The organism is Thermostichus sp. MS-CIW-26 (assembly GCF_054059115.1).
Genome location: NZ_JBSSBV010000029.1, coordinates 1 through 12,535, shown reverse-complemented (window position 1 = coordinate 12,535; position 12,535 = coordinate 1). Strand labels below are relative to the sequence as shown.

General features: G+C 57.9%; 8 protein-coding genes and 1 pseudogene. 1 reads left to right on the top strand and 8 read right to left on the bottom strand.

What is annotated here, in order from left to right; all coding sequences use genetic code 11:
* Window positions 1-45: 45 nt before the first annotated feature.
* The 3 genes from ACVWZU_RS09955 to ACVWZU_RS09945 all read right to left on the bottom strand — a co-directional run bounded on the left by ACVWZU_RS09955 (window position 46) and on the right by ACVWZU_RS09945 (window position 4,130).
* Complete coding sequence (locus tag ACVWZU_RS09955) at window positions 46-1,239, bottom strand: RNA-guided endonuclease InsQ/TnpB family protein (protein WP_457444657.1); 1,194 nt, start codon at window positions 1,237-1,239, stop codon at window positions 46-48.
* A 139-nt stretch (window positions 1,240-1,378) separates the two neighbouring features.
* The gene (locus ACVWZU_RS09950) at window positions 1,379-2,443 is read right to left on the bottom strand and encodes a Gfo/Idh/MocA family oxidoreductase (protein ID WP_457444655.1); all 1,065 of its coding nucleotides are present in this window, start codon (window positions 2,441-2,443) and stop codon (window positions 1,379-1,381) included.
* Window positions 2,444-2,552: 109 nt separating this feature from the next.
* Window positions 2,553-4,130, bottom strand: a complete 1,578-nt coding sequence (locus ACVWZU_RS09945) for a phospholipid carrier-dependent glycosyltransferase (protein WP_457444653.1) — start codon at window positions 4,128-4,130, stop codon at window positions 2,553-2,555.
* Between the two features lie 211 nt (window positions 4,131-4,341).
* Here ACVWZU_RS09945 and ilvB point away from each other — a divergent pair.
* Window positions 4,342-6,141 (top strand): annotated as a pseudogene (gene ilvB, locus ACVWZU_RS09940) (biosynthetic-type acetolactate synthase large subunit); the annotation flags it as partial.
* Window positions 6,142-6,438: 297 nt separating this feature from the next.
* Here ilvB and ACVWZU_RS09935 read toward each other — a convergent pair.
* The 5 genes from ACVWZU_RS09935 to ylqF form a co-directional block, all read right to left on the bottom strand.
* Complete coding sequence (locus ACVWZU_RS09935) at window positions 6,439-8,046, bottom strand: glycoside hydrolase family 57 protein (RefSeq protein ID WP_457444651.1); 1,608 nt, start codon at window positions 8,044-8,046, stop codon at window positions 6,439-6,441.
* A 159-nt stretch (window positions 8,047-8,205) separates the two neighbouring features.
* A complete protein-coding gene (gene glgA, locus ACVWZU_RS09930) occupies window positions 8,206-9,681 on the bottom strand; it encodes a glycogen synthase GlgA (protein ID WP_457444649.1) in 1,476 nt (491 codons plus the stop codon).
* Window positions 9,682-10,226: 545 nt separating this feature from the next.
* A complete protein-coding gene (locus tag ACVWZU_RS09925) occupies window positions 10,227-10,652 on the bottom strand; it encodes a DUF2996 domain-containing protein (RefSeq protein WP_011432290.1) in 426 nt (141 codons plus the stop codon).
* 80 nt (window positions 10,653-10,732) lie between these two features.
* Window positions 10,733-11,098 (bottom strand): NAD(P)H-quinone oxidoreductase subunit M, encoded by a 366-nt coding sequence (locus tag ACVWZU_RS09920; RefSeq protein ID WP_011432289.1) that lies wholly within the window; start codon window positions 11,096-11,098, stop codon window positions 10,733-10,735.
* A 245-nt stretch (window positions 11,099-11,343) separates the two neighbouring features.
* Entirely contained in the window at window positions 11,344-12,195 is an 852-nt protein-coding gene (gene ylqF / locus ACVWZU_RS09915; protein WP_011432287.1) for a ribosome biogenesis GTPase YlqF, read from the bottom strand.
* Window positions 12,196-12,535: the final 340 nt, after the last annotated feature.

The window sequence follows — 12,535 nt, the reverse complement described above, 5'->3', positions numbered from 1 at the left end:
CGATGTGGCTCCTGATGTGGTGTGGGTAAGCCGCTCTCGAGTAAACTACCCGGCCCTGACTGCTTCGCAGTACAGGGCGGGCTTTCGGTAGCCCTGCAGTTGGCAAGCCAACCACGGGCCTCTAGGCTGGTTTACGACAGCCCCAAGCTTGGCAATCATGTTGGCCCCATTCCAGTCCGCATCCCCTTCCCATCCACAGTGCCCACACTTGAACGACTTACCACTGCGATAGGATTGCGCAGGGTTGGGATGGATGTGCAAACACCGGTGGCAGGTCTGCGACGTGTAGGCAGGCGGCACCAGAGTCAAAGCAACCCCTGCACGCAGAGCCTTGTATTCCAGAAACTGCCTCAGCTGGTAGAACGCCCAACTGTTGGCCCTGCGCCGCTCGGCTTTGCTGCGGGGTTGTTGGTTGATACGCTCCCGTATCCCTGTCAAGTCTTCCAGAGCAATAGCGCTGTTTGTGACCTTTGCCCTAGAGACAATAGCTTTGGAGATGCGATGATTGACCCACGCTTGAAAGCGTCTCTCCTTGCCAGACAGCCGTTGCAGCAGTTCTCTGCATCTGCGCCGCGAACTGCGTGTGCCCTTACTGGCTTTGCGTTGGAGTGCCGCCCTCAACCGGGAGTAGTGGTCTCGGACTCTGTTCAACTGCTGTCCATTCCAGTTATCACCCTCTGACGTATGGGCAATATCTGTCCTCCCCAAGTCCACCCCGATCACCTTGTCGGTATCTTGTTGCTTGGGTGGTTTTTTCTCTACGCAAATCTGGATGTAGTAGGAGCCGTCTCTGCGCTTGACCAGAGTGGCCGATTTGGGATTGGAGCCCGCCAACTGTTCTCTCTGGTAGCGGCCAATCGCCAGCTCAAAGCGCTCTCGACCCTCCACTGTGGTCAGCGACACCGTCCAGTCTTTCTCGCGGAACGAAAAGATACGAGCGTCATAGGTCGCGAAGCCCCCCTTGAACGCTTTGACGGGGCGGTTTTTCTGTCGGGCAACTTTACGGGCACCGGCCAGCCGTCTGCAGACCTGCTGAGCCAAGTTACTGGACAAGCCGAACCGGGCACGGATTTCGCGGTAGCACAGAGATTGAAGTTTAACGGCGTTGGTGACTTTCTCGGGCGTGTTTTGGTTGACCCAGTTCAACGCCTGCACAAAGGCATCCAAGGTCGCGTCCAACTTTGCGGCCTGCGACTGGGACACCTTGAGCTTACAGGAGACGGTCAGGACTTGGGTCATGGTTCTATCGTAACTTCCGCATTCCTCCCGACACTGACCCTACGGGTACAGTGCGGGGCTCCTGCGATTTCTAGCTGATGCTGGAATGGCTATGGGCCAACAACAGGGCTCTGCCCCCATCTGGGGCTTGCGTTAAAGACTAGGATAGGAGACTACGGCGGGGCTTGGCTTCGCTCCAGGCACATCCATCCAAAGCAATCCGCTCTACCTCCGAGGCCAGCCTCAATGCTTTCAGGGCCTGTTCCCCACCCACAGAAGGTTGGTTGCCCCCCCGCACGCAATTGATGAAGTGCTCCAGTTCGGCATGCAGCTTGTCGATATTGTCGGTGTGGACTTTCTCAATCAAACAATCCCGCTGGTAGGGCATTTGGCCGTAGTCGCTGGTGCTGCTGACGGATCCCTGGCGGTACACCGAGATCTCATTGTGTAGAAAATCTGCTTCTACCAAGGCATTCTTGCAGTGGACGGCAATTTTGCGCACCTTGCGGTGGGTGACTTTGCTGGCGGTGAGGGTGGCGATGACGCCGTTGGCAAAAGTGAGAGTAGCCGTGACATAGTCCAGGTAGCCCAGCTTGGAGACGCGGTTGCCACTGGCGGTAATTCGGGTCACGGGAGATGGGATCAGCTCCAGCAACAGATCGATGTCGTGGATCATCAAGTCGAATACCACCGACACATCGCTGGCGCGGTCGGAATAGGGGCTGAGACGGTGAGCCTCAAAAGCCAGAGGTTCTTCACTTTGCAAGACTTGGCCCAGCTTTTGGAAAACAGGGCTGAAGCGCTCGATGTGCCCCACCTGCAAAATACAATTGCAATCGGCAGCTCGGTTCACCAGCGATTCTGCTTCGCTGATGCTGGCAGCGATGGGCTTTTCGATCAGCACATGTACCCCGGCCTCCAGGCAGGCCATACCCACCTCGTGGTGCAGAACCGTCGGCACGGCAATGGCCACGGCAGCTACATGGGGCAGCAGATCGCGGTAGTCCTCATAGAAATGAACGCGGTGGCGGCTGGCCACATCCAATCCCCGTTCCACGTTGATATCCGCTACCCCCACGACCCGCACATCCTTCATCAGGCTGAAAACGCGGGTGTGGTGCTGGCCCATGTTGCCTACCCCGATCACCCCAACCGGGACAGCTTGCTCTGAATAAGCCAGTGGACGGCGGGGAGAGTTGGCAGAACTCGGGCAAGATCGGGCCATGACGTTTCCACTACCTCCACCACAAGGGTTTCGCGAACCTCGCTCCATCTTTCGGTAACGGAGCGCCGCATTTCACGAAACAAACTTCACAAAGCTTACCATGCCTCCCTTAGATCCAGTTCAAGCCGGGGATGGGCGGCAGGTACAGCGGGGGCTGTTGGCAGGATTGGGGGCTGAAACAGAACAGCGGCACCGGGCTAGAGCGAAACCACATGCGGGCGTAGAATCCGCTTGGACTGAGGGGCAGGCCAAGCCAAACGGGGAAAAAGAAGACAAAGGACGCCAAAACCAAGGCCACCGCCGTGATGCTCGCCCCGCGCCAAAAGCGGCGATAGCTCTGCCAGCCCAGCAGCACCAACCAAGCCAGGGCTAGGGTGCTAAACGCCAGAGCGCTCATGTAGTGGTAGATAAAAACGCAGCGGCTGACCCTAAACCAAGGCAGGTAATTGGCCGCATAGCCAATCAAAATGAAGGCTTCGAGACCGTGAAAGCGGCGGATCCCCCGCCAGACGAGCACCAAGATGGATCCCGTCCCCAGCCACCACAGCCAAGGATTGCCCACGCCATGAACAGCTTGCCAGAGGTTGCCCTGACTGCCGAAGTAGTAGGCCACGGGGCGGCCCAGAATTGGCCAGGACCAAGCTCCTGCCGAGGCCAAGGGCGTAGTCAGCCAAGGACGCAAAGCCGGGAACCAAGCCACCAGGGATCGCAAGCTGGTGGAGCAGTAGGGGTGAACAGGGGTCTCTTCGTTCACCACCAGGTGGGCTGCCATGTGGCCGCCGTAGATGGATTGGTTGATGAGCACCAGGGATCGGAAATAATTCTGGATGCCCGTCCAGCTCCAATCCAGAGTTAGTCCCTGTTGGGGATTCAGCTGCAGGTGCGGGATCCACTGAATGGCATAAAAGGCCAGCGGAGCGAGGACGAAGCAGAACGCATAGTGCCACCAGCGCAGATGACGAATCCGGCTCAAAATGCCCAACCGTGGGATCCACTGCGGGCGCAGCCAGACCACCCCCCAGACGAGGATCCCCAACAGAGCAAACATGAAGGCAAACCAGAGGCCATTCCACTTCACCGAAGCTGCCGCCCCCAACAGGATCCCGGAGCAAGCAAAGTGAGCAGCCCGTCGCCAACCTTGGTCTTCTAGACCTCTGAGCAACAGAATGGTCGCTGCCAGCCCAAAGGCTACCAGATACACGTTGATCAGGCCAAAGCGGGATTCCACCAGAAACACCCCATCGGTCAGCAGCAAAACCCCGCTCAACAGAGCAAAGCCCACGTGGTAGGTGAGGCGGTAGGCTAAACCGGTCAGCAACAGAGGGATCAGGGATCCGCAAAAAGCAGTGGCGAAGCGGAATCCCCACTCGTTGCGGCCAAACACCTGAATGCTAAGGGCAATGAAGTACTTGCCCAAGGGGGGATGCACATCGTAAAAAGGCTTGCCATCCAGGTAGTTCTGGGCAAACTCCGGGAAATACACCTCATCGAACACAGGTGCCGGGAACTCGTCCAGCCGCCACAGGCGCAACCCCAGACCCACCAGAAAGATCCCCAGCGCTCCCCATACCAGCCACTGTCGGGATCCCACAGCACTGTGCGGGGATCCGAGGATGGGCACAGCTAGCAGCAAGCTGCCCTGAGACCGCTCCGGCCCGGGGTCAATGGGGGTTGGCTCTCCAGTCATGGATAGGGCACTCTCAACACTCCGGCGAGGATCCCTAGGGATCCCCAGTGTTACTTTAGCCGACCGTGAAAGTCTAAGCGATTCCAAAGCAAACCACTGCTAGACTGTAGAATTGAATACAAAGTTGGCCAACTTCTGGCCAGTACCCTGTCTGCGCTGGCGCTCCTGAGAGCGGGCGTTTGACGTTCGGTCATCTCAGTGGGGAGGAGACACCGTGGCGACTGGTGGATATGCGTTGGTGGACAGCCTGCACCGGCATAGGGTGCAACACATCTTTGGCTATCCGGGGGGAGCCATCCTCCCCATCTACGACGAGCTGTACAAAGCTGAGTCTCAGGGCCTTCTCAAACATTACCTGGTACGCCACGAACAGGCAGCCGCCCACGCTGCCGACGGATATGCTCGCGCCACCGGCAAGGTTGGGGTGTGTTTTGCTACCTCTGGCCCAGGGGCGACCAACCTGGTGACGGGCATTGCCAACGCCATGATGGACTCTGTACCCATGGTGGTCATCACTGGGCAGGTACCTCGCCATCTGATTGGCACCGACGGCTTCCAGGAGACGGACATCTTTGGCATCACCCTGCCCATTGTGAAGCACTCCTACGTCGTACGGGATCCGCGCCAAATGTCTCGGATCGTGGCGGAGGCTTTTCACATTGCCGGGACAGGGCGGCCCGGGCCGGTGCTGATCGACATCCCCAAAGATGTGGGCCTGGAAGAGTTTGACTATCAACCCGTCAGCGAGATCAACATCCCCGGCTACAAGCCCACCGTGCGTGGCAACCCACGGCAAATCCACACAGCGGCCAAGCTGATCCTGCAGGCCAAGCGGCCCTTGCTGTATGTGGGAGGTGGAGCGATCATCTCCGGTGCCCACGCCGAAATTGCCGAGCTGGCCCACACCTATCGGATCCCGGTAACCACCACCCTCATGGGCAAAGGGGCTTTCGATGAGAACGATCCCCTGTCGGTGGGGATGCTGGGCATGCACGGCACGGCCTATGCCAACTTCGCCGTCACCGAGTGCGACCTGCTCATTGCGGTGGGGGCCCGCTTTGACGATCGCGTAACCGGCAAGCTAGATGAATTTGCCAAGCACGCCAAAGTCATTCACATCGACATCGACCCAGCCGAGGTGGGCAAAAACCGTGCGCCCGATGTGCCGATTGTAGGGGATGTGCGCACTGTTCTGGTGGAGATGCTGGCTCAACTGAGCAAAATGCCCTCTACTCCAGGCCTAACTCAGGCCTGGCTGGATCGGATCGAGCGCTGGAAGCGGGACTATCCCCTGCAGGTGCCCAGCTACGAAGGCGTGATTGCCCCTCAACAGGTGATCGATGCCTTTCGTCGTCATGCTCCCCACGCCTACTACACCACCGATGTTGGCCAGCATCAGATGTGGGCGGCGCAGTTTCTGCGCAACGGGCCGCGCCAATGGATCTCCAGTTCTGGGCTGGGCACCATGGGCTACGGGTTCCCCGCGGCGATGGGAGTCAAGGTAGCCCTGCCTCACGAAGAAGTCATCTGCATCAGTGGCGATGCCAGCTTCCAGATGAACATGCAAGAGCTGGGCACAGTGTCTCAGTACGGCATTGCCACCAAAGTGGCCATCATCAACAACGGCTGGCAGGGCATGGTGCGGCAGTGGCAGCAGGCCTTCCACGGCGAGCGCTACTCCCACTCGGATATGTCTCCCGGAATGCCGGATTTTGTCAAGCTAGCCGAGGCTTTTGGGGTAAAAGGGATCCGCGTCGATCACCCCGATCAACTGGAAGATGCCATCCAGGAGATCCTCAAGCACGAGGGGCCGGTAGTGGCCGACTTTGTGGTCAAGCGGGACGAAAACTGCTACCCGATGGTGCCTGCCGGCAAAGCTAACTATCAGATGATCGGGCTGCCGGAGAAGCGGCAACTGGAACAAGCCGCCGAGCTGATCTACTGCCCCAATTGCGGCACCAAAAACCCCACCCTGCACAAGTTTTGCGCCGAGTGCGGCACCAAGCTCTAGAATCGGTGGCCTGGCCATCCGGCTGGGGAAGGCGGGCCCCAGCAGCAGGGAGTCTTCGGGGATATCGGGGCTACTGAACAAGCCAGATTAAAACGCTCCCTGAGCGCTCTGCGAGGCCAACACGAGCGACTCCTGCCCCTTTCCCAAAAGGAGAGGAAGGTTGGGATCAGCGCAACGAACGGAGGATCCCTCCTGCCCTGGGGTAGTTCGATCCCCTCAAGGAGGGTAGCCGGAAACTTCTGCCTCTGGTGTCTCTGGCGGTCGGAAGCAGGCACCCTCCAGACCTGCCCAACCGGCTTAGAGGGGTCGGTAAACCCGGTAGTTGATATTGGGGAAGATGTTGTCCATGTATTCCACCTTGGCCAGCCACTGCTCCTCTTCAGGGGTGGCTTTTTCTCGCCGAAACTGACCCTCTTTGATCTTCTCGTAGAGGTGGTTGAAGCGCAGCAGATGAGACTTGGTGCGGCGCACTGCATAGGGAACCATCGTCCCTGTGCGCATGATAAAAGCCCAGTCAGACGATTGAGCCAGTAGCAATTCTCGCGCCGCCTGGTTCAAGGCCCGCCATTCTAGGTCATCGGCAGGCTCGCGACTGCTCAGCTCGATCATCCGCTCGGTGGCCTTGTGCAAATGGGGATAAATCCAAGCGTTGCTGGGGTTCAGCCAGTATTCGTGGAAGCCGCGCGCCCCCCAACTGGACTGGGCAGGTTTGCACACCTGCTGGGTGGGGTTCTCCCGCAGGTACTCCGCCAGGTGAGTCATGCGGTAGGTGTTTTGGTCGAAGTAGCTCTTGCGGATGAGAAAATCCAAAAACCAAGGGCCCTCGTACCACCAGTGGCCGAACAACTCCGCATCGTAGGGGGCCACCACCAGCGGCGGGCGGCCCATGACGCTGTACAAATATTCGATTTGCCGCTGGCGGTTGAACATAAAGTTGCCCGCATGCTCTGCCGCTTTCTCCCGCGCCCAATAGGGGTCGTAAAGCTGCTTTTGCCCCAGGTCCAGGTTGCGCCCGGTGATGCGGTGGTACTTGATGCCGGTGTTTTTCCGCTGGCCGTTGGGCATGATGTAAGGCTTGATGTACTCGTAGTCGGCCTCATACCCTAGGTCTTTGTAGAACTCGCGGTAAACCGGATCCCCTGGATAGCCCACCTCTGCCGACCACACCTGCTGCGAAGACTCGTGATCCCGACCGAAAACGGCGACGCCGGTCTCGGTAAAAATAGGGGCGTACATGCCGTAACGAGGCCGGGGCTTGGCGTAGAGAAGACCATGGGCGTCGGTGATCATGTAGCGCAGGCCGGCATCGGCAATCATCCGCTCCAGCCCTTGGTAGTAGGCGCATTCCGGCAGCCAGATCCCCCGCGGCCATTGGCCAAAGTGCTCGTTGTAGTGCTCGCAGGCTACGATAAGCTGGGCCCAAACCGCCTGCGGGTACATCTGCATCAAGGGCAGGTAGCCGTGGGTAGCCCCACAGGTGATGATCTCCAGGTTGCCGCTGTCTTGAAACTGTCGAAAGGCCCGCACCAGATCCCGGTCATAGCGCTCCCAGAGATCCCGCACCATGGCAAACTGCTTGATGTAGTGCTCCGCCAGGTAGCGAATGTGGCCGTTGGTGGTGTTTTTGTCGTACTCCAGTTGGGCCAGTTCTTCTAACTTGGTCAAGTAGTGGTCGTAGCGCTCCTGCAGCAAGGGATCCCGCAGCATCGACACCAAGGGCGGCGTCAGGGACATGGTGAAACGAAAGTCGATGCCATCTCGCTGTAGCCCCTCGAACATGTGCAGCAGCGGCACATAGGTCTCCGTGATGGCTTCGTAGAGCCATTCTTCCTCCAGCACAAAGTCTTGCTCAGGGTGGCGCACAAACGGCAGGTGCGCGTGGAGTACCAAGGCGAGATAACCCATGGCAGCCGGGGATCCTTACAGACAGGGAAAGATAACGGAGCAGACTTACCCTTCTCAGCAGCAAATCTGTAGAGAAGGTTAAGCCCAAGATTGCTACCTATCGTCCAGCATTTCGTCCTTGGGGTCAAGAGCTGGGATCGCTGGGGATCGCTGTTGGGCTCAGCGGTGACGAATGAAGTCGTAGATCTCCAGATACTCCTTGCCAGGATAGTTCCAGGAGTAGTCGTAGCTCATGCCTTGAATCTGCAGTTGACGGAACTGGTCAGGATCGGTGTACCAAAGGTCGATGGCCCGATCCAGAGCCGACTCCAAAGCAGCTGGATCTGTGTGATAAAAGACGTAGCCGTTGCGTTGCTCGGGCAATTTGTGGGGATCGTAGTCGCGGTCGAAGACGGTATCCACCAGGCCGCCCACTCCTCTCACCACCGGAACCGTGCCATATTTCAAGCCAATCATCTGGGTGAGTCCACAGGGTTCGTAGTGGCTGGGCACTACGATGATGTCTGCCCCCGCATAGATAAGGTGGGAAAGTTCTTCGTTAAAGCCCAACTCAATGTGAACATCGGGGTTGTTGTTGAGGTAGCTTTTCTCGTGGGCAAACCAAGCGCCGATCCCTCGCTCCGTAGCGGATCCCAGCAGAACAAATTGGGCATTTTTGAACAGGGAGCGGTAGATGGCATGATGCACCAAATGCACGCCCTTTTGCTCGTCCAATCGCCCGATATAGGCCACGATAGGCTTGTCAACATCCTGCAGTAGCAGCCGATCCCGCAGAGCTTTTTTGTTTTTAGCTTTATTTTCCAGCGTTTGAGCAGTGTAGCGCACGGGGATAAAGCGGTCGATCTCCGGGTTCCAAATGTCGTAATCGATGCCATTCAAAACGCCGCGAAACTTATGCCGGTGCAGGTAGAGGGTATGGCCAAGTCCATAGCCGTAGTCGCCAAATTGCACCTCCAGCGCGTGATTGGGAGAGACCGTAGTGACAAAGTTGGAAAAAACAATTCCCCCCTTCATAAAGTTGAGAGAAAAGGGGTTGAAGTTATCGCGCAAACGGTCGTAGTGGAAGTAGTAGGGTTCGCGGTTGAGGCCGGTAGCCCAAAGAATCTCTGGGCCGCCAAAGCCTTGGTGTTTGAAGTTGTGAACGGTGTAGCACACCCGCTGGTTTCCCATGCCGTGGTACTTGTAGATCTCAAACAGCAGCACCGGTACCAACCCTGTCTGCCAGTCGTGGCAATGGATGATGTCGGGGCGCTTGTTGCTTTGTAGGAGAAACTCTAGAGCCGCCTTGCTGAAAAAAGCAAAACGTATATTGTCATCCGGGCAGCCGTAATAACACCCGCGATTGAAGAAGTTATCGCCCGAGTGGGGCTCAATAAAAAAGCAAAGGCGGCCATGCACCCAGCCGCAGTACACCGAGCAGTGAATGGCTCCCCCGTACCAGGGCACCCAGAGATCGCGATAGGCGTCGTGCAAACCCCAGATCTGGTCGTAGCGCATCGTGTCGTACTTGGGCAAAACCAGCTCGACACAGTGGCCCCGCACCTCCAGCTCGCGGCTGAGGCCGTACACCACATCCCCCAGTCCCCCCGCCTTGATAACCGGGGCGCATTCAGACGCAATCTGCACGATGTACATTTCGAGACCTCCCGTAGCACCGCCTTAGCTTTCTTTACAAACGATAATCTTTTTGGCCTCGACAGAACATCCCTCCCAATGGCAAGGGATCCCTGCACTGGGGAACAACCTCTGGGCCGACCGGGTTCGAGCCCCAGCTGCGCCGTTTGCCGGGGAACCTGATCTACGGGAGCAGCCCTCTGGGGAATTATGAGCATTTCGATTCAAACTAGAAACGTTGAATGCACGGGGCCAGAAGGCTTTTCAAGGACTCCGTCCCGCTGGCGCGATCAGTAGCCCAGGCCTCTCACCCTAACCTGAAACGCGACTATGAACGGCTGATCCCGCTGGGGCGGTACCGTTCTTCGAGCCAAGTGCGCAGCTCATCTTCCGGGAAGGCGGCAGCCAAGGTGCCCGTTCTGGGATCGTGGGCATGCCAAAGAACATGGCCGGATGGATCCTGGCTTTACGGTAACTGCAGCCGGCTGCACCTCCCCTCGTCTCTTGCGAGCAGACTTACTCTCTCCGGCTAGGGGTAGCCAGGGATCCTTCAAGGTCACGCGAACTCAATACCACTGCTGAGCGTAAAGGCGCTGCACCAAATAAAACACGAATAGGTTGACATCCACGCGCCGCTCGTCGATCATAAAAGACTCAATGGTGCTGGCCGGGGATCCTTCGGTGGTACAGCGGAAGAACTTGCGGCCATTCAAGGATCCCTCAGCAAACAGCACGCTAAATTGCTTCTTGCCTCCTGCAAACGCGCCGACCAGCGTCTTGCCTTCCAGGCGCAGCTCCAGATCGCTGACTCCGCGCTTTTGAAAAGCCGCAATGGCTGCCGGGATCACCTCTTCCGTGATCTGTTGCTCGAAGGGCTTTTCTTCCTTAGCAACTTTTTTCGCAGCGGCTTTGGGGGAATCCTCAGCAGCAGGCTTGGCAGCTTCAGCGGGTTTCTCGGCAGCAGCGGCCTCGGGGGTGGGTTCTCCAGACATGGGGAAACGCTCCGACAATCAGATGGGTAAAAGCCTTAGATGCAGAACAATCAAAAACTCTGTCCAGAACCAGCAAAGAGCTAGCCCTTGGGGATGTATTGGCCGACAATTTCTTCAGCAGGGATCTGGGGAAAGCCCATGCTGAAGTTGGGGGCACGCCCCTGCAGGTTATAGGCGATCTCCCCTTGCTTGAGCAGGGAGCGGATGAAATGTTCCAGGTCAGACCCAATGCGGCGGATATTGTACTCGGTCAAGTCTCGCCCCCGGTATTCTTCCACCAACTCTTCGAAACGGGCATAGACCTTTTGCAGGGCAGCATCAGTCCAGACCAGCTCGTTGTCCGGATCCACATCGAGGGTAAACAGGTCGTCGCGGGGCACGAAGTTGTTGTCTGCAGTAACTTCACCGGCAAAAATGTGGACGTGGCGAGTGGTGCATTTCAGCATTGCGATGGCTCCGCTCCGGATCTAACCTGATAAACAGCGTATCACTACCTAGCGCTTGTGGGGGATCCGCTATTTGCCCTCGGCTTACTTCGGCCCAAGCTTTTTCTATGCCCGCTGCTATTCCCCTACTGGAGCGCCTGCACATTGAGGTGAGCAAGTTCCCACAGCGGCCTATCGCGACAGCGTTGCGGTTCCCCTGCCCATAGCAACAACGTGACTTTCTTTCGTGATTTCTTCTAAGGGGCTCAAGCCTTGGGAGGGAGTTCCAAGGCCAGCGGCCCCAGCAAGCCCTTGCGGTAGTCGTTGAGAACTTGCCGTGCCGCCCGCTGGGGATCCCCTTGATACCGCCGCTCGGCCAACTCCTGCACTGCGGCACCACCGGGAGGGATCGGATCCGGCCAACCGTAGCGCTTTTGCAAGAGAGATCCGGCTTGGGGCTGCACCCTCAGCACTTGATCCAAAAAGTGGGCCGCCACCCGTTCGGGATCGTAGGCCGCTTCGCCGATGTCATCGCAGATGGCCAATAGAGAGGCCGCCTGTTGATCCGGCAGAGAGGGCGGTATGATGCCCGGCGAGTCCAACAGATCCAACTCTCCCCCCAGCCGCACCCACCGCAGTTGCCGCGTCACCCCAGGACGTGCTGCGCTCTCAGCTGCCCGCCGCCCCAACAGTCGATTCAGCAGAGCAGATTTGCCCACATTGGGAAAGCCCACCACCACCGCCCGAACGGCCCGCGGTCGCATGCCCCGCTGTTGACGCCGCGTGTTGACCGATTGCCCCAAGTGCAAGACCGCCTGCTTGAGGCGATTCACCCCTTCTCCTGAGCGGCCATTGGTGGGATAGACAGGGATCCCTTGCCGTAAAAAATACTCCTGCCAAGCTTTCAGATCCCCAGCCTCAATGCAGTCCGCCCTGTTCAGAGCCAGGAGGCGAGGTTTTTCCCCCAGCCACCGGCCCAGCTCAGGATGACGACTGGCCAACGGGATCCGCGCATCCAACACCTCGATGACTGCATCCACCCGCTGCAACTCTTCCCGCAACTGGCCAATTGCCTTGGCAATATGGCCGGGATACCACTGGATGGCCGGAGAACTCATGCCGCCAGAACCCTAGAAGTGGACAGCAGAAATCAACAGTGGGATCCAATCTAGCTCGATTCCCCAAAAGAGGCTCGACCTGCTGGCTGAAGTAGCCAATAATACAACGTGAGTGCCGCTGGGATCCCTTTCCTGGGCAACCTAATGTTTAACCAACGGGGGTGCGGGGGCAACAAGCCCCGCGCTCTACCCGCAGGGTTAGCGTCGGGATACATGGATCCCTGCATGCTATACCATTATCTTTTTAGGTTGTGTTGATCTTTCATTTGAGCCAAAAGAGAGCACTGACGAGATAGAGAAAACTCAAGAAGTTCCTGGCCAATTTGTCAAAACGAGAACA

Excerpts from the sequence above, each read along its gene's own strand:
- ACVWZU_RS09955 (WP_457444657.1), bottom strand. The coding sequence starts at position 1,239 with ATGACCCAAGTCCTGACCGTCTCCTGTAAGCTCAAGGTGTCCCAGTCG.
- ACVWZU_RS09950 (WP_457444655.1), bottom strand. The coding sequence starts at position 2,443 with ATGGCCCGATCTTGCCCGAGTTCTGCCAACTCTCCCCGCCGTCCACTG.
- ACVWZU_RS09945 (WP_457444653.1), bottom strand. The coding sequence starts at position 4,130 with ATGACTGGAGAGCCAACCCCCATTGACCCCGGGCCGGAGCGGTCTCAG.
- ACVWZU_RS09935 (WP_457444651.1), bottom strand. The coding sequence starts at position 8,046 with ATGGGTTATCTCGCCTTGGTACTCCACGCGCACCTGCCGTTTGTGCGC.
- glgA (WP_457444649.1), bottom strand. The coding sequence starts at position 9,681 with ATGTACATCGTGCAGATTGCGTCTGAATGCGCCCCGGTTATCAAGGCG.
- ACVWZU_RS09925 (WP_011432290.1), bottom strand. The coding sequence starts at position 10,652 with ATGTCTGGAGAACCCACCCCCGAGGCCGCTGCTGCCGAGAAACCCGCT.
- ACVWZU_RS09920 (WP_011432289.1), bottom strand. The coding sequence starts at position 11,098 with ATGCTGAAATGCACCACTCGCCACGTCCACATTTTTGCCGGTGAAGTT.
- ylqF (WP_011432287.1), bottom strand. The coding sequence starts at position 12,195 with ATGAGTTCTCCGGCCATCCAGTGGTATCCCGGCCATATTGCCAAGGCA.